This window comes from Clostridium sp. Marseille-P299, from assembly GCF_900078195.1.
Lineage (GTDB): Bacteria > Bacillota > Clostridia > Lachnospirales > Lachnospiraceae > Lachnoclostridium.
On the sequence record NZ_FJVE01000007.1, the window covers coordinates 1,053,906 to 1,072,238 of the forward strand.

20 protein-coding genes are annotated in these 18,333 nt (G+C 31.4%); all 20 read left to right on the plus strand.

What is annotated here, in order from left to right; genetic code table 11:
• Positions 1–64 precede the first annotated feature (64 nt).
• Positions 65–2,563 (plus strand): RHS repeat-associated core domain-containing protein, encoded by a 2,499-nt coding sequence (locus BN4220_RS12605; RefSeq protein ID WP_278280762.1) that lies wholly within the window; start codon positions 65–67, stop codon positions 2,561–2,563.
• A 13-nt stretch (positions 2,564–2,576) separates the two neighbouring features.
• A complete protein-coding gene (locus tag BN4220_RS12610; RefSeq protein ID WP_066716809.1) occupies positions 2,577–3,341 on the plus strand; it encodes a hypothetical protein in 765 nt (254 codons plus the stop codon).
• Between the two features lie 613 nt (positions 3,342–3,954).
• Positions 3,955–4,692 (plus strand): hypothetical protein, encoded by a 738-nt coding sequence (locus tag BN4220_RS12615; protein WP_066716811.1) that lies wholly within the window; start codon positions 3,955–3,957, stop codon positions 4,690–4,692.
• A gap of 179 nt (positions 4,693–4,871) precedes the next feature.
• Entirely contained in the window at positions 4,872–5,267 is a 396-nt protein-coding gene (locus BN4220_RS12620) for a hypothetical protein (RefSeq protein WP_066716814.1), read from the plus strand.
• A 268-nt stretch (positions 5,268–5,535) separates the two neighbouring features.
• Positions 5,536–5,694 (plus strand): hypothetical protein, encoded by a 159-nt coding sequence (locus BN4220_RS20115; protein ID WP_156476420.1) that lies wholly within the window; start codon positions 5,536–5,538, stop codon positions 5,692–5,694.
• 77 nt (positions 5,695–5,771) lie between these two features.
• Positions 5,772–6,011, plus strand: a complete 240-nt coding sequence (locus BN4220_RS12625; protein WP_066716816.1) for a hypothetical protein — start codon at positions 5,772–5,774, stop codon at positions 6,009–6,011.
• A gap of 185 nt (positions 6,012–6,196) precedes the next feature.
• Positions 6,197–6,967, plus strand: coding sequence for a hypothetical protein (locus BN4220_RS12630; protein WP_066716818.1), 771 nt, complete (start codon positions 6,197–6,199; stop codon positions 6,965–6,967).
• A 270-nt stretch (positions 6,968–7,237) separates the two neighbouring features.
• On the plus strand, positions 7,238–7,732 hold the full coding sequence (locus BN4220_RS12635) for a hypothetical protein (RefSeq protein WP_066716820.1): 495 nt from the start codon (positions 7,238–7,240) through the stop codon (positions 7,730–7,732).
• Positions 7,733–7,795: 63 nt separating this feature from the next.
• Positions 7,796–9,034: an outer membrane protein assembly factor BamB family protein gene (locus tag BN4220_RS12640; RefSeq protein ID WP_066716822.1), complete on the plus strand. Its 1,239-nt coding sequence runs from the start codon at positions 7,796–7,798 to the stop codon at positions 9,032–9,034.
• Positions 9,035–9,095: 61 nt separating this feature from the next.
• Positions 9,096–9,608: a hypothetical protein gene (locus BN4220_RS12645; RefSeq protein WP_066716824.1), complete on the plus strand. Its 513-nt coding sequence runs from the start codon at positions 9,096–9,098 to the stop codon at positions 9,606–9,608.
• A 276-nt stretch (positions 9,609–9,884) separates the two neighbouring features.
• Complete coding sequence (locus BN4220_RS12650) at positions 9,885–10,220, plus strand: hypothetical protein (protein WP_066716826.1); 336 nt, start codon at positions 9,885–9,887, stop codon at positions 10,218–10,220.
• 73 nt (positions 10,221–10,293) lie between these two features.
• Positions 10,294–10,830 carry a hypothetical protein gene (locus tag BN4220_RS12655; protein ID WP_066716832.1) on the plus strand — a complete coding sequence of 179 codons (537 nt, stop codon included), beginning with the start codon at positions 10,294–10,296 and terminating at the stop codon, positions 10,828–10,830.
• A 94-nt stretch (positions 10,831–10,924) separates the two neighbouring features.
• The gene (locus BN4220_RS12660; protein ID WP_066716840.1) at positions 10,925–11,428 is read left to right on the plus strand and encodes a hypothetical protein; all 504 of its coding nucleotides are present in this window, start codon (positions 10,925–10,927) and stop codon (positions 11,426–11,428) included.
• Between the two features lie 345 nt (positions 11,429–11,773).
• Positions 11,774–12,262 carry a hypothetical protein gene (locus BN4220_RS12665; protein WP_066716844.1) on the plus strand — a complete coding sequence of 163 codons (489 nt, stop codon included), beginning with the start codon at positions 11,774–11,776 and terminating at the stop codon, positions 12,260–12,262.
• A gap of 1 nt (position 12,263) precedes the next feature.
• Positions 12,264–12,917 carry a hypothetical protein gene (locus tag BN4220_RS12670; RefSeq protein WP_066716847.1) on the plus strand — a complete coding sequence of 218 codons (654 nt, stop codon included), beginning with the start codon at positions 12,264–12,266 and terminating at the stop codon, positions 12,915–12,917.
• A gap of 477 nt (positions 12,918–13,394) precedes the next feature.
• The gene (locus BN4220_RS12675) at positions 13,395–13,889 is read left to right on the plus strand and encodes an RNA polymerase sigma factor (protein ID WP_066716850.1); all 495 of its coding nucleotides are present in this window, start codon (positions 13,395–13,397) and stop codon (positions 13,887–13,889) included.
• Positions 13,890–13,953: 64 nt separating this feature from the next.
• A complete protein-coding gene (locus BN4220_RS12680; protein ID WP_066716856.1) occupies positions 13,954–14,877 on the plus strand; it encodes a DUF4367 domain-containing protein in 924 nt (307 codons plus the stop codon).
• 111 nt (positions 14,878–14,988) lie between these two features.
• Positions 14,989–16,329 carry an ABC transporter permease gene (locus tag BN4220_RS12685; RefSeq protein ID WP_066716859.1) on the plus strand — a complete coding sequence of 447 codons (1,341 nt, stop codon included), beginning with the start codon at positions 14,989–14,991 and terminating at the stop codon, positions 16,327–16,329.
• 11 nt (positions 16,330–16,340) lie between these two features.
• On the plus strand, positions 16,341–16,994 hold the full coding sequence (locus BN4220_RS12690) for an ABC transporter ATP-binding protein (protein WP_066716862.1): 654 nt from the start codon (positions 16,341–16,343) through the stop codon (positions 16,992–16,994).
• Between the two features lies 1 nt (position 16,995).
• A complete protein-coding gene (locus BN4220_RS12695) occupies positions 16,996–18,279 on the plus strand; it encodes an ABC transporter permease (RefSeq protein ID WP_066716865.1) in 1,284 nt (427 codons plus the stop codon).
• Positions 18,280–18,333 lie beyond the last annotated feature (54 nt).

An 18,333-nucleotide genomic window follows, 5' to 3' on the forward strand; every position in this document is an offset into this window, starting at 1 on the left:
ATGAAATGTAATTGATTGAAACACCTCCATTTGCTGTTATAGCAAATGAGGTGTTTTACGTTGAATTACATCTTATGAATACAATGCTGCTGGTAATAAAGTAGTAGAAAAAGATGCACTTGGTAATACAACGAAATATGCTTACGATGCAGCAAATAACGTAACGCAGATTACAAATGCATTGAACAAAGTTACAAAATACGAATACAATGCAAAGGGTCAGTTAATTAAAGAAACCGATGCAAAGGGGAAGGTTACCTCTTATAGCTATGATAAGAATGGAAACCAAGAAAAAGTTACAAATGCGCTAGGTGCAATCACAAGCTACACATACGATGCTAAGAATCAGTTACTAGAAGAAAAAGACGCAAAAGGAAACGTGATTTCATATAAGTATGATGCCCTTGGAAATCTAAACAGAAAAACCGATGCAAGAGGAAATCGAACTTACTATGAATATGACTCTAGTAATAACCTTACGAAAGTAACCGATGCCCTAGGTCATGTAACAAACTATACTTATGATAAGCTTGGTAATTTAACCGAAGAAACTCGTGTGGGGCTTAGTTCTACAAACAACCAGACAACAAAATATGAGTACGATAAAAATGGTCGTTTAACAAAGCTTACGGATCCACTGGGTGAGAGCATTTCCTATGTTTACAATGGGAATGGTCAAATCACGAAGGAAACGCAAAAAGATGGAACAACCACTGGATATCAATACGATAAGGTTGGTAATGTTAAGAAAATCACCTATAGTGATAATAGAAGCATTACGTATACCTATGATAGTATCAATCAGCTCAAATCAATGAAAGACTGGAACGGTACTACGACTTACGAATACGATGCCAATGGTCAAACCATTAAAATAACCGATCCAAAGAATCAGGTAATGGAATACACATGGACAAAACTTGGCCAGAAGAAATCCATAATCGATCCAAATGGTGAAGTCGTAAGTTATGTGTATGATAATAACGGCAATCTAAGCAAGGTGACAGATACAAATAATGCGGTTACAACGTATACCTACGATGCACTAAATCAAGTAAAGACTAGAAAACTTCCAAACAGTGCAGAATCCGCATATACCTACGATTCCATTGGACAGTTAACGGAGCGTAAAGAAAAGAATGGTGGAGTTCTTAAAGATACGTATACATACGAGTACGATAAGAATGGTAACCGTATCAAAGAAACAAAAGTGTCTTCTGGAATGACGGAAATCACTCGTTATACGTACGATGTATTAAATCAGTTGACCGACGTGACGGATAAGAATGGCACTCGATCCTATGGATTTGATGAGTTTAATAACAGAATTTTCAAAGAGGAAAGTGGCAAGTTATCTACTCAATATATTTACAATAACTTAAATCAGTTGGTATATGAATTTAGGGGTGGAGATCTTACTACATATAGCTATGATAAGCGAGGTAACTTATCAACGGTAGAAGAGAATGGTAATACAAAGCAAGTATATACATTTGATTCCACGAATAAGTTAACGAAAGTTGTTGGAGAAGATACGACAACAGTTTATGATTATGATGGCAATGGAAACCGTGTAAATGTTAAGGTAACCAAGTATGGTTCTGTGATTAGTAACACGAGTTATGTCGTTGATACGATGACAACCTATCAGAATATTGTTATGGCTAAGGATACGGTGACTGGTAAAGTTTCTGCATTTACCTTTGTTAATGAACAAGTAAGTGTTGAAACGGATGGTAAAATTAGCTATTATAGAAACGATGAGAAGAATAGTGTCACTGAGATACTGGATGGGGCAGGGAAGGTACAAGCAAGCATTCAGTATGATGAGTATGGAGTGATGCTGAATCCAGAAGCTGTTGGGACGAATGGGAATATATTCTCGGAGAATTTATTCTCCTATACCGGACATGTATATGATGAGAGTACTGGCCTTTACTATGCGAAGGCAAGATACTATGATGCTAAGATTGGTAGATTTATTAGTGAGGATAGTTATCGTGGGGAGCAAAGTGAGTCAGTTAGATTAAATTTATATATTTATGTAATGAACAATCCTATTCGGTATATTGACCCAACAGGAGAATTAGCATTTCCGGGCCAGATACATAATTTGGTTGTAAACTATATCGCTCTCAAGCACGGTTTCTACAAAGAGCAAACAATAGATTATGACTTTGGATGGGGGAGAGCTGATTTAATTAGTGTTTTTGGAAACGTTTGGGATGTAAAAAGAGATAAGCCTAAACAAATAGAAAAAGGTGTCGCGCAAGTATTGAAATATGTAAAAAACAAATGGAAGCGATTTCCGGATAAAACACTTTCCGTTGGCGGATATATCGCTCCAGATTCATTAACTGTTAAATTAAACGTTGACACTTATAATATTTCTTACTATTATGCAGGAGGCGGAGTTATAGCGTATGATTATGATAAAGTAACTGATTGCGAAGAAGTTACCGAGGTAGTTACAAGTCTTGTCATTATTGCAGGATCAACAGTCTTGATTTACTCAACGGGAGGTATGGCAGCCCCTGCGTTAGTTCCAATATTGGTTAAGTAAGAGGAGATAAAGCATGAATTATTTTCTAAAGAATTATTATGAAGCCTGTAAAGTTATGTTTTCACAATATGGTTTCAAGAAAAAAAACAAAGCTTTTGTACGCGTCATAAATGATGTAATGCAAAATTTTGCAATTGAAAAGCTTGGGTCTGGTAGGATTAGGTTGGAGTTTGCAATAATTCCTCTTAGCTTGCGCATTGAGAAAAATTATATATTAGGTGGTGTGTATTCATATAACTTGAGAAGGTTTGAACCAGCACGTTGGACACATTGGGATGAATGGGTGTATAACTCTAAGTCAGATGAAAGTATGGAGGCTTGTATTAACGAAATTCTACGATACCTAACAAGTTACTTAATTCCACTCTTCGAGAATGCATGCTCTTGTAAGACTGCTTTGCCAAAACTAATAAAATTAGAAAAGCATTTTAATCAGAATCGTATCGCTGGATTAAAAGCTGATGGGATTGAAGATGGGGCTTTGGAAGGTGCAGGACTTAATCTTTTAGATAGCTCCAAGTATTTTATGGCATTAAAAAGTGGCGATTATGAGTATGCTTTGAAAAGTCGTAAAGCTTTATTGGAACAAAACATTGAGTCATATAAATCAATGAAAGATAACAGCAATATGACGAAAGAAATTTTGCATGAAAGATATGAAGCAATCCAAGAGCTACAGGAGGAAATAAGGCATCTTGAAGAAGATGATAGGGATTATTTCAATGCAATGATAGTGGAGAATGAGACCTATTCAAGAGAAGTATTAAAAGGCCTGTAATGTAATAATCTTTCAGGACTGCAAGATCAAGGAGTTCCACTACTGGAGAGTATCAATAATTTAAATAGAATCAAAATTAATAATTTTAATGGTCACACAGTTTCAACTGCTGTGGCCTTTTAAAATATGATTAACGAAACAAAAGTTTCTTCTGGAATGACGGAAACGGGTGAGATTATACTTGTTTGTAAAAAATGTCAAGCTAAGTATTTAAGAGAAATTTTATACCAGGAACACCGTTTCAATAAGTTAAAGTGTAAAAGGAAATTTATTTTATGACCGTTATTATTACATCAAAAGATAAGTATAATATATTATGATAAGATAACGAAATTTTGAGAAATTTATATCACAAGAAGAGCTAGAATATCCTAAGTACGATTATTTTATTGAATTAATAAAGGAAAAGTCCGATATTCGAGAAATTAAACTAGAGAATATTATTTTTTTTATAAAAGATAAGTTACTCTAAATGTAGCGTTAAGGTGGTATAGTGTATTAAAGAGTTGGATAACCAGTAGAGGAAGTAACTCATTATATGAGGATTGTTAAATCCTAAGTTAAATGTCAGCCCGAAGCAAAGTGAGGTATTTTATTAGAAAGCAGGCTTTAGATGAAAGATTTAAAACCAATAAACACAGGTAATGCTAGAACTATTAATGAGATTTGTTCTCCAATGTTAAAATTGAGTATGCTGAGATATGAAGCCATATTCGATTTTTACTCAGAAGAACCTTATTTGGTTAATGTGCAGTTAAATCAAGATGAAGATAGTTATAAGCTTCAACAAATATTGCGAATAAGAAAATGGGGAATGAATACAAAATCTTATTCTTGGTGTATCTATTCTCAGCGAAGAGAATGGAATGAAAATGGAAATGATGACCAAGATATTATTGATGGTTTGATTGTTCGACAAGTAATATGGGACATGAAAGCCGACATTGATAAAATAAAAAAATGCTCACCGAATGCTAAACAGCAAATGAGTGATTCATGGCCATCCATTTACACTAAAAATATTTTTATTGATTCAAAAGAAACTACGGAATTGGTAAAACAGATATCAGAGTTTGACGAAATAATTGGAAATGGGATTTTATTGAAGTTAAATGATAATCCTACATGGAAATGGAAAGACCTAGAGGTAAAGAGGCTGTTTGATTGGGGACAAATACATACTACATGGTCACCAAGTAAAGAAAATATTGAAGTCCAAAAGAAAATTGATAAATTAAATGAATACTTTAACTTAATTATCGATAGAAGTACTCATGAAATTAACTCATTGGACTTGGATTATTCCATCATTCCAGAAATGTTTAAAAATATTATCACTGGAAAAATATAATTGATTTGTATTTTATTCCAATGCAAGATTAATTATCCGACTGGCTTATGTCAGTTGGGATTTTTTATGATTAATCCAACCTTTGATATTAGCCTTTAATCAGCAGAGTTTGATGCTAAGATTGGTAGATTTATAAGGTTTAGATATATATCCGCAATAGGAGTGGAGGAAAAAAATCTATGACAGTAAAAGAGTATTTTGAAAAAAATTCATTTCATGACAGCTATATTTCAAATATTTGTTATGATGCAAAAGGAATTCTAAAGATAGTTATTGTACAATTGTTAAGTGAACTGAATGTTGATAATTACAATATCAAAGATCTTAGTATCGATGATCAAGTTGAGATTGAAGTAAGAGTGACAGGAATTGATTATATATGTCATGAAGATAGTGATTACTTAGAATCAGAAATAACTTCTATCGAAGTGGGAAGTATTAATAGTTATGATATTATTCTTGTAAAACTCTATAATTATACTTGTGGTATGTTGTATAGAGAAATATATATTAGAGGACAAAATTTACAAGTAACAAGCGAAATTTTACGGAAAATGAATGATACAGACAAGTGATTTAATTATTTTTTTAATACATATAAAGAAAGAGACAGAAAAGAATGAGTTATTAGGTATAAGCCTTTGAGCTCTTTCTTTTTAGAATATGTAAGTTCCAGACAAGTTGATTTGGTAAAGCAGATGATTAAATAACTAATAGTAATAAACTCAAGAACAAAGTATCTGAGATAATAGATTGGGTAGGAAAAATGTAAAAATTGATTTGGCATAATGAATATATTGTAACTCGGAATTTATCTTTGGTAACGAACAAGTAAGTGTTGAAATGGATGGTAAAATTAGGTATTATAGAAATAATGAGAAGAATAGTGTAACAGCCAATGAAACAGAAATCCGTTTCCATTGTTTGCGTCATAATGAAAAGAGATGGTTAAGTGAAGATATTGACGAATATAAAGAAGCAATAGTGATAGCTTCAGTTTGACTAAAAAGGTGGAGAACCAGATCCATCCAAAATACTAAAAAGTGTCCTAAAGAACATGGATGTAAGGTGGATTAGAAATGAGAGTATATGGTAGTAGAGAAGATGATGGGGAAACGATACAATTAAAGGAAGTCATATTTAATTGTAATTTGGAAGAGATACAAGAATTGATAACTTTTTTAGAAATAGTTAAAGAACGGCATGAGTCCTATTTAAAAACTGATAGTGAATGTCATACACACTATAGAGACTGGAATAAGGAGTGGGAGATTGATTTACCCGATATAGTAGTTACGACTATTTCTGATAATAATTAATGAGTGTAAGATAATATTACACAAAATATTTAATAAAAAACGGAGTAACTAATATGCCTTATAGTTTAGAAGTGCTAGTTAAAAAGTGACGATTACGAGTTTGCGTTGAGAAGCCGTAAAGCTTTATTGTAACAAAATATAGCGTCATATAAATAAATGAAAGATAACAGCTAGTGGGGAGTAAAGTGAAAAAAATAGCTTTAATAAAAAGAACAATTGGTAATAGATTAAAGAAGTATGGATTTAAATACTATAGATCAGAGCCTAATACATGGATTTTTAGTCGTAAATGCCATGATGTAGAGCAGTTCGTTAGTGTTTTTGAAAGCAATTTTTCAAAGTCAATACGATTAGAAATCTTTACGTCAGTAGACGTTTTTAGAATTATGGAAATAAGAGATTTTTATCCTAAATGGGAGAAGAAATATGGAACTATATATTTTTGGGACTATGCAGATGAAGACTCATTTATTCATATTTTAAATGATTTTGCACAAATAATCATTGATTATGGACTAGATGCATTAGATGAACTTAGCATACCAACAAGGGAGTCAAGAATTGATTTGACCTTGGAAATGCAAACTAAGCTTTTTGTAAATCATGATAGTTTATGTAATCGTTTTATTGAAAAGTATAAAGTTTCAATTGATAATACAAAGGATGGTATACATCAAATACTACAACTAATGAAAGAAAAGCAAGATGAAGAATATGAAGAAATGCAAGGATTACTTTTAGAGATGGCTGCATACTATGGCAATTCCCTTATTAACGAGTTTAACGGTGAGTGGAAGTGGGATGAAAAATTAAACATTTGCATTATTATACTTAATAGTAATAATAGAACTAATACGTGCTTACCATTGCACGATATTGTATATAGTTGGAGAGATATTGAAGCGACTGATGATTATCTTTTGGACTGTTATGATGAATTGTCTGTTGAGCGATAACTTTGTGGAAATTAAAGCGAGCATTTTGTTTTTGTTGAAAAAGAAGAATAGTGTTTAATTATTAGGCTACGCAGTTTCAGCTGTTGTGGCCTTTTTTAATGTAGCAAAATATGGTTATGAAAACGGAGTTTTACTCCGATAAATTCTGAAGAGCCCTTTTTTACTGCATATAGCCCGCAATCAAAGTGGAACAATTTTAATTATATGAGTTTAAACGAGCGGAAAGCCTGATAGGCAGTTTCAGAGATAATTAAAAAGTGGAGGGCTATTATGATAAACACTATATTTGGGCAAGTTAAGATAATGATCAATGGACAAAGTATTGATTATCAATCAATAGAACTGTCTAATGAAGAAGTAAATTTTAAGGTTGATAAGCGTTATAAAATAATTGTTAACACTAGTGAATATTGTAAAGAAAAATATAAAAAGATTATTGTTGAGTGTGTATTAATACAAAATGGAAAAAATATGCTTGAAAAATGTGTAGAGTCTGGAGAGAGAGTGGCGATGCTTAGTTTTTATTCTGATGATAGAAAAGTAAGCATTGGGGTTGAAGATGAGTTGCCGGGTATTGTTTGTGGTTATCAAGAGGAAGGGCTAAGGATTTCTATTTTGTCAAAAACACAAATTAAAGAAATAATATTTGGTATTGCATGGATGACAATGAGTGATATTGAAGAACAAGATTTATATACTTGGTTTGCGGCAGATCCAAGCCTATATAAGGCATATAATAATATTAGAGAACAAGATAGAATGTAAGCATAGTATTTTAAAACGAATTGTTTATTTCATAACTCGGTATTATTTAGTTGGAGGTACAATATGAAAAAAGAAGTCACTCTGTTTAGTGCAAACGAGGGTCTGGGTGGTTTTGAACAAGGAAACTATGATTTGGAGGCAAAATATCCAATTAACACATGCTGGACTAGAAATTCACGATTTTGTATACCTGATACACCGTCTTTATTATGGAAGACTGGCTTGAACAATGGGTATTTGGGTGAAATGTGTGAGGGAGCATCATTTGTAATTAATAAAAACAATGAAGTTCTAGTTGTTGAAAATGATAATAATTTGGATGGTGATATTAGAACAGGAAGATTACTAAAGATAAGTTATAAAGGTGAAATAAAGGAAATATTTCATTATAAAAGAACTCTAAAATCACCCATTATTGGTAAGAATGGACTGATATACCTTTCCACAGATGGACATTCTGATTCTATAGGACATAAATTGTTCTGTTTAAATTCAGATGGTAATCTAATGTGGGAATATGATATTAACCATATGGCAAATTCAAATCCTGTTTTGGACGCTGAAGGAAATATATATTTATTCACTTTTTTGGCTGGTAATGGCACTATATTTAGTATTTCAAACAAAGGAACTTTAAATTGGAAATATGAGCTTACAGACGTTAATTGGAGTGATCCTATTATTTCACAAGAAGGGATTATTTATATAGGATTAAATATTAGTAAAACATTAACTGCTTTTAATAAAGAGGGCAATAAATTATGGCAATTACCAATGACACATGAACCATCATCTGAGACACTAAATTTAAGAAATGATGGGACAATCTATTTATGCCAAGGAGGTATTTTATATTCAATTAATTCTGACGGAAGCATTAACTGGAAATATAAACCTAGTGAAGGGAGCGTAATAAATACACCTGCAATAGATAATGAAGGAAATCTTTATCTTAATACGACACCTTATTGGCTAGTGGCATTAGATAGTAATGGAAAGGAATTATGGAAGAATGAGATAGCAGGTGCTACTCTAAAGGCGCCAATTGTAGGAAGCAATGGGAGACTTTTTCAGCAAAGCTTTATGCAAGAATATCCTCAATATGATTCATGGATTGAAGCATTTTCTGTGAAAGGTGAAAAGCTATGGACTTATGAAATGAAAGGATTTATTATATCAGCCGCTTTAGCAGACGATAATTTATTATATGTCCTTACAAACATATATACTTATAAAAGAAAAGGGTGGAAGGATAAAATGGATGTTAAGTGGGAGATGCATGCTATTGGTAGGGAAGGCTAGTCTCTAGCACGTCTTAGTAGTGGAACCTTTGATAATATATTAAAAAGAATAGGAGATTATAATGTATTGTTGGAGAATATCAAAGTATGATCCTAAATATCGTGATTCATTTGGGAGATTTGAAAATGATGAATGGACCTCAATTTGTGATATAGGTAATGTTTTTAATAAGATAGAATTAACTTTCGAGGCATATTTAGAAGTAGAAAATACTTATATAGAAGCTATATTAACTATACTTGATGAATTAAATATAACATCACTAAAAATAGAAAATTTAGAGAGAGAGAATGATATTAAGGATTATGATTATGTAGATAAAAACATGGAAGAAACTTTCAATTCTATGGAAGATGGTATAGAATTAGCGACTAATCAGATTATCATATTTATGAAATTGGTGCTAAGAGAAAAGTTGTGGGGCAAATTAAATAATACTAACTTTTTTGTACATTTTGGATATGACTATTATATGTATATTGGATCTAGAAAATCATTAGTTAAATGTAGAAGCAGTATAGAAAACAGTGGACTTTTCATTGAAAATATTAGGTCTCCATATATGGTTGAATAAGTATAGATCAATAGGAAAGGCAGTAGTGTATCCAATAAGAAAAATCATTATGAAAAGATGCTGCAAAATCATGGTGTTAGAAAAGATGTATTGAGTGATACTACTGTTACATTGTAACTAAAGTTTGGTGATATTTTTTTCTATGCATAGCGATATCATCCGAATGAAAGCTTGTATGTGTCTTTTTATTGGGATCATATAGTAGGGGGCCCACCGTGAGGTGTATGCTAAGGAATTAGGAGCAACGATTATATTCATGAAGTGAGGAGGTCAAGAATGGATAAGCTCGACAAGTTAATTCAGAAATATGTTGAAGCTGTGATGATTCATGGGAAAGAGAGTTGGGCAGGAGACTATAAAAAAGCTAATACTTATTATAAAGTGTATACAAATTATTTTATTGATATATGTAAATATGGGGTTGAAGGAAAGAATGCTTTGAAAGAACTTTTAAAGCACGATAGTAATTTTGTACGGTGTAGTGTCGCTTATCATTTTTTACCTTTTGATTCTACCATAGGTATAAAAACTCTAAAAAAATGTAAGGGAAAACCAGAAGGTGTGGGATTTAATGCAAAAACTACAATTGCTGAATGGAATAAGAGAAAATAGAATTTACAATAAATATGATTAAGGTTCTGCTTAAGGAAAATATGGTTAGAGGTATATAGTAAGGGAGCAAAAAATGGAGTTTAGAATTCAAGCAAGTAACCCACGTAATAATGGTTGTTTTTGTAGTGAAGATGAGAAAATATCAGAAGCAATAGAAACAATATTTCCAATGATGACAGAAGAAGCACTTCTTGTGTGGAATACAATTTATATTCCTTTAAATTACAAGTATGATATAAGTGTAATGATTGAAGATATCTTAATAATGTTGAATAATTTAAGGGCGAAAAAACAAGGCAATATGAGTATCAACTGGGCATCCAATACTTTTTCATCAAAATGGGAGTTACAATGGGAAGAAAATAAGTTATTAATTAATACAAATTGGAATATGGTTTTAGGACATACAGAAGATTTACTAAATGAATCTAATAGTATTAGGGTAGATAAGACTTCGTTTATGGAAGAATGGAAAAAGTTATTGGAAGTTTTGGTTATTAACTTAAAAAAATGTAATTATAGTGTGAAAAATTTATTGGACATGAAAAGACTCATACAAGAGTTTAATTCAATACAAAAGCCAGGAATTTTGTATTGTAATGAGGAATAGCACGGAAATACATCAAGTGAAAAACGGAAATGTTATTAATGAAATCTAAAAAGTAAATGGAAAACGGTAAATGTAAAACGGATTGGAGTTAGTAATGTCATATGAAATAAATATAGTATCGATAAATCAAAAGAAAGAAGTTCAGCTTCCGTTTACTTCTGAAATTATTTTACGAAATGAAGTAACTAATCCTGAAGTGAGTAGATATGCAGATATTTGGCCTTTCTTTTCGCAAACTACGGGGATTTTATATACTTTGGTTAAGGAAGTAAATGAGGAATTTTATAGTTCATTTTCTTTATGTGATTCTGATTTTGATTCGATAATTTCAAAAAAATTACCACCAGGTTGGATTTTAAATCATAATGAAGATAATTTAACACCACTAATTATAAGAGCTGAGGTTTATGATGATTTTATTAAAATAGTTGAATTTTTACTTGTAAGTTCACCAAATAGAACAATAATGTTCCAATCGAGATATCAGGGTGGTGATGATGAAATAATAGTTGGTGTTATTAAGTTTAAAAAATTTATAAGTATGCTGGATAAGAAAGAAATACTATTTAACGTATGCTATATTATAGAGGGTGATTAATAAATCACATTATAGGTATTAAGAAGACTTGATAAATATAAAAATTGAAAGGAATAAATATGGAAGAGGTATCACAAATTGAAGTAAGCTTTTTACTTACAAGTGATTGATGATATTGTAGATATCGCAACTACTTTCCCTCCAGAAATTACTGTAAAACATATTTGTGATCAGGATATTTAAAGACAATCCGAAATATCATTGGTTTAATTTTTGTTAGGAAGCAGGCCTCCAAGGGTTAATGTAAATAGATTATTATTGTGTAACTTATGTGTAGGTCACATTTTAAGTAAAGTAATAGGGGGTAAGATTATATCAGGAGATAGATATAGAATGGAGGGATGTATGGTTTATAATTTAGAAATGAAAAAATTACTAGAGAATATTAATTTGTCGCAGTGTACAAGTTGTAATAATAAGGTAATAGAAAAAAGAAAGAGCGAAAATGGAGAAGAATATTATCGTTTAAAAGAAGGTTTTTGTTTACCCAATAAAAGAATAGTGGCCAGAGGAATTGAATTAACGGAACTAGAATGGGATGGTAATGAAATATACATATCGTCTTCCCGTGAAATAAATGAGTTAATGTATGAAGCTTTATTAGTACTAAATCAATTAGAAAGACAAATGCATAATGATTATAATAATATGCTATTTGATATTTTATTAAGTGTTGATGTTGGAGATGAAGATGTTGAATCATCAATTACTCTTCGCTTTTATGCTATTAGAGAGGATTATCATATAATTAAAGCTGAGGAGCTAGAGGAATTTTCACAACCTTTATTGCTGTGTGGTAACGTAAATAAAAATGTAAAGAATAAAGGAGCATGAAATGGAACATAGCGAAGCATTTCAATTATTTATGAAACAAAAAGATTCAATCGACTATGCACTCAAAAGGGAAGGGTATCGGGACGATTTGTTACAATCAATATACCCTGAGGAGCGAACAGAGGTTGAAACCCACCTAGTTTCTTTATTAAAACAACAAGATATAAGTGTTTTAAAGTTTATGCAACATTTAACTACGTTTGATGGTATTTCAATTGTAGCAGAGCAATATGAGGCATTACAAAAACATACTATGGATACCCCTAATCTAGCCAAATATCTATATATTCATACAAAGAAGAGAAAGTATCTAGAAGACATACTAGAGTATTGTTGCGAAGATAAATGCCAGTATAGAGAAGAAGCATTAAAAAACTTGAGCGAGTTAGTACCGGATTTGAAGATAAATGAAATCCCAATGCTATATCAAATATCGAGAACCATTATTCTGAGTGAAAATGATAGTGAGCTTCTTTTTTGGTCGAAAGCAATTATGCGAAAGTGTGTAAAAAGATTAGATATAATAGGGGATGATGTAACGTTAAGGCATCTTTGGGAAGAAGTAGTAGAAGCGATTAAAGATGGGAATTGTGAAAAAAGAAAAGAGAAGCTTATTGCTTTTGACCGGAATATTAAGAAGGACTCCTTCCATTAGGTCTCTTGCCAAATAGAAGGGGGTTACATTAAACATGTATTAAAGTTTTTCCTGCACCATTTGGCCCTAGCAATCCATAAACGCAGGTGTTAAATGAAGAGAAAACGAATTCAATGCTTTTATGCCATCTTTTTTATTGGTACTATCCAAGTCATATATTGAGTTTTTATTAGGAATAACTTTCCCTGTCCTCTTTGCAATTATTGTAAAAGAGGGCTTTTTTTTGTATAGAAATAATAAAGATAATGATTTCAAGTCAACTTCTTAAGTTTTAATTGTAAATAAAAACAATAATTAAGTATTTATTGTAAATAATTAGGTGAAAATTGGAATGCTCGATGTTATAATGGATTAATCTAAAACTAAAACTAGAGGGGAGTGGCTAAATATTTTCTAAGCTAAAATATAATGTTTTATTTATCATGAAATAAAAATTATGATTGTCACGGAGGTAAATAATAAGGAGGAATAAAAGGGATGATGTTAGGCTCAAATGAGAAGAAAAAATTTTATGCAGAGCTTATTGATTCAACATATGATAAATTACTTGTATATGCTCGTATGAGAGTAACGGATACTTCAAAAGCATATGATTTAGTTCAAGATGCATGCTGTACAGCCTGGGAGAATATTGATAGTGTTATGAATTCATTAAACCCAGGAGGCTGGCTAATGAACGCGCTAAAGAATCACATACATAAATTCTATGATGAACTAGCAAGCGAAAAAAGAGTTATGGACGCTTTAATGACTGATGTAAAGGCAGAAACATATATTCCTGATTTAGAAAACGAAATCACATTTACATCTATATTATCACCGGATGAAGTTCGTATTATTAGGCTAAAGGAACAGGGATATAAGCATCACGAGATTGCTGAATTAATGGTGGTAAGGCCAGGAACGATAGATTCTAAGGTATTTCGTATAAAAAATAAGATTATTAATTTTTTAAAAATCAATGAAAATTAAATAATTTTTTAATGCAAGATTTTTAAGTAAAAAAGGGATATATCATGTAGAAGGAGGCTTTTTAATGTCTAGTCAGATATCTGTCACCGAACTTGAGAAGAAAACTGTTGAAGAACTTCGTGAAATGCTAGCTGATGAAAATATATTACCATTGGACGATGTTTTAAATAGCGATTTAATTCTTAAAATTACAGAGGTGATAATAAAAAAAGAAAACAAGACTGACGATCAACGTGAAACAGAACGAATTGCATTTTGGGCAAGGTTACTTATCAACCATGGAGATAAGTTGCCTATCCGACTTGATGATGTAGTGAAGAGAAGGAATGTAACGACTACTAAGCAAGAATATTTAGGGTGGAATTACAGTGAAGTTCTACATAGGGTTAAATTTAGACGATTTGCAGCTGTAGCCGCAGTTATTCTGTTGTTATTAATGGGTAATACTATTTCTGCATATGCATTCAATTTTAATATTCTACAGACAATAGCTGGTTTTACGGATAATGTATTTCATAAGACATTTGTTTCAATGGAGAATGAAGAGATTACCCACTTAAGTGTTCTGCCTGAGAAAATAGAGTCAAGTACTTATGAGTCATTTCAAGATGCATTGGATGTATATGGAATTAGTGAAGTAAAAGAGCCGACTTGGCTTCCAAGTAATTATCAGTTTGTGGGTGTACAAGTGAGTGACACTTCAGAATATGACATTATAGCATCAATTTATAAAAATGAAGAAAAATCAATAACGGTTACTGTCATAAAATATTCTGAAATACCCAGTGGGCAAACAAGGTCCTTTGAAAAGAGTGAGGGGACACCATTTATTTTCTCATACAATGGTATTGACCATTATATCTTTTCTAACGTTGATAAAACAATGGTCACTTGGACAATCGGAATGAATGAGTGTGATGTTCAAGGAGATGTTTCTTTTGATGAAATGAAATCGATTTTAGAATCAATGTATATGGAGGATAAATAAATTTAAAAAATGAAGACTCTGAGTGTTACCATTATCACCAAATCATTTAAAACAGTAATTTTAAGTTGAAGCTAATTGAGAATGTTCTATTGAATATGGGAGAATTAATAAATGAGTATGTTTAAATGTGTTTTGATAAATATTATGCGTAAACCCACTAAGAATATAATTTTATGCATGATTTTAATCATCATATTTTTGGGTGAATTAATTGGTATATGTGTATATTCAATAGCTAAAAATGGAGAAGAAGATGCATTTATTTATCACGGTTCGGATTTTATTATAGAAGGGGAAAATTTGAATCTTACTCCAGATATATATAAACAGATTACTTCTATCGAACATGTAGTTGGAGTTAATAATTGGAAAGGAATTTTAGCTGAACCAGTAGGAATGGATAATGTAAAAGAATACACCGGAATCAATCCAGGAGTAGAAACTGAAAAAGTTGATTGGAGTAAAAATTCAGTAATTTTAGTGGCATTAATGGATACAAAATTATATTCGTGGTTCAGGTGGGAAAAATCAGTTTCACTGATCGCAGGTACTTATCCAGATTCAAAGAATAAGGGAGTTATAATTGAAAGTAGATTTGCAGAGCAAAATAATCTTTCCTTGGGAGATGAAATTACATATGCATTGCAGGGTAGTGATAAAGAGTGTACATATAATGTGTGTGGAATATTTAAGGTAGATTCCGAATTTGAAATAACAGAATATAATCCCTATGGAGAAGGTGTCTTTAAATACAGTCCATATAATGTTGCTTATATTGATTATGAATATGCTTCAGAGACAATTGGCTTTGAATCCTATGCTCCAAAAGGATGTGAAGTTTATGTAGATAAATATGAATCAATAGAGAAAGTTGGGGTAGACTTACGTAATTTATTAGGTAAGGATGCTGAAATATATAATACTGCTAATGGATATTTAAATAATGAACGAGGTGTAGTTGTTTTAATGAAAAATTATTCACTTACGATTTTAGGTTATGTAACTATAATTGGTGGTATTATCATGTTACTTCTACTAACCTTTTATGCTAGTCAATATCAGCAGGAATGTGGTATATTCCTAGCCCTTGGGGGTAAAAAGGCAAGGGTTATTTTACAGTACTTTTTATCAATGTTAGTAATTATAGTGATAGCATTTTTCATATCTGGTATTATATTTCATTTTACAGCTGAACAGGTGGTTTATAGTTTAGATGATAGCGCGAAACTAGTTATTTCTAAAAATTACGTATCTGCTTCTTTATTAACACCTTATAAAACACCCCAGTTAGGGCAAGGATTTTCAATGGAAATTAATATTAATGAAATGATTAGTCTGTGGAATTATATAAAGATTCTTATGATTGGTGTGGCTTTTTTATTGTTATCTATGGTGATACCAATTTATAGTATTATGGTTACAAAACCTCATTTTTTATTAAATAAAAAGTAGGAGGAAAGAAAATGCTTTCAATGAAAAATGTAAGTTATGGTTACAGAAATAAAAATAAAGTTGATATTCTTGTTCTTAATAATGTAAGCATTGATTTTAAAGCAGGTTTATTTTATTCAGTGTATGGTGCCTCCGGAAGTGGTAAGACTACTTGTTTGTCATTGCTTGGAGGATTGGAAAGCCCATTAAAAGGGACGATATCCTTGGATGGCAAGGATATAAAGGAAATTGGATATAATAACCTCAGAAAAAATTACGTCTCCTATGTATTTCAAGATTTCCATCTTTTTAATTATATGTCAGCGATTGAAAATGTCATGTTAGCAATTGATATTACAGGTAAAATAAAAAATAATAAGTTAGCAAAAGAAAAAGCAGTTGAATTGCTTACTTCCTTGGGGCTAGATACACAGGAGATGAATAGACGAGTAACAAAATTATCGGGTGGACAACAGCAAAGAGTAGCAATTGCTAGGGCACTTTCAACCGATGCAAAATATATACTTGCAGATGAACCGACGGGGAATCTTGATAAAGATAATACGCAAAATATAATCGACATTTTTAAAAAATTAGTAAAAGAGCAGGGAAAATGTGTGATAGCAGTTACTCATTCAGAACGTTTGAAAGAACAATGTGATATATGTTACTCTCTGGAGGATTAGGATGGGATTATATAAGCGGATATTTATGGAGATTATAAGAAGGCCATTTAGAGCGGTGACTATAGCATTTATGATATTAGTATTGTCATTAGCATCCTTGGTGGGAGTATTTTTACACGACATAGTAAAAACTGCGTATCAGGAATATATTAAAATAGAGGGGTATAGTATCGCCATTGAGAATAATAATCAGGAGTCTATACCAAATGAAATAAGTGATGAGATTTTAGCATTAGATTATATAATAGGCTGCAATAATAATAGTAATTTGTATGATTATTTTAGGCCAGTTGATTTTATAAATATTCCGTATGATGGGAATGACCAAGAAGGAAATGAAGAGGCAGTAGATGTTATATTATATGCCAATATTAATACGTCATTATATGGAAGCTTTCGAAATAATGAGATGATACTTATTGAGGGAACTTATCCTGATTCTAAAAATAAAGGTGTCCTTATTGATGAAAAGCTTGCAAAAAAGAATGAACTCAGTATTGGAAAAAGTATAAAACTATACAGCAAAGTATATGATAAAGTAGTTGATTTTAATATAATTGGCATATATAAAACATTAGAAGCACCGAATTCAAAGGTGAGTAATGATTTGGGTACACATTATACGGTATCCGCAAATAGTTATATTTTTTGTGACTATGATTCATATTTCAAAGTATCTGACAGAAATTCGTCTATAACATCCTTGATATTTTATGTTAATGAGTACGACAATATATTACCAACGTATAAAAAAATCGAAGAAATTGTTTTGCCTGAAGGGTACGGAGTAATTAATTGCCTTGAGAGTACTCTAAGCTATTATGGAAAAGTTATACTTACTTTAAAGAATACGACTTCTAGTTTACTTGAATTTACATATATTACGTCCCTTTTTATCTTATTTTTAATGACTCTCTTGTGGATGAGGGATCATTATTATGAGGCTGGAATCTATATTGCGTTAGGAACAGAAAAGTATAAAATAGTATTATATTTTGTGCTAGAGATACTAACAATTGCAGTAAGCTCCCTTATTGTATCTATATTAATTGGACGTAGCGTGGTGTATACATATAGAAACCAGTTACTAAATTTAGCTCTAAGATTTACTAATTCAAAATTTCTTGACAATGCTATGGAAAGTAAAGTTTTGGAACATGCATTTTCTGTTCAATCGCTGCTGTATGCAAGCGTAATCTATCTGGTTGTAGTTTTAGTTGCAACATTGCTATCCAGTACTATTATCGCAAATTATAATCCTAGAAAATTATTTGATAAAGAATAATAGGGATTTATGTAATAATGGCAAAGAAGGCAATTTACGAAAAAGAGAATTTAA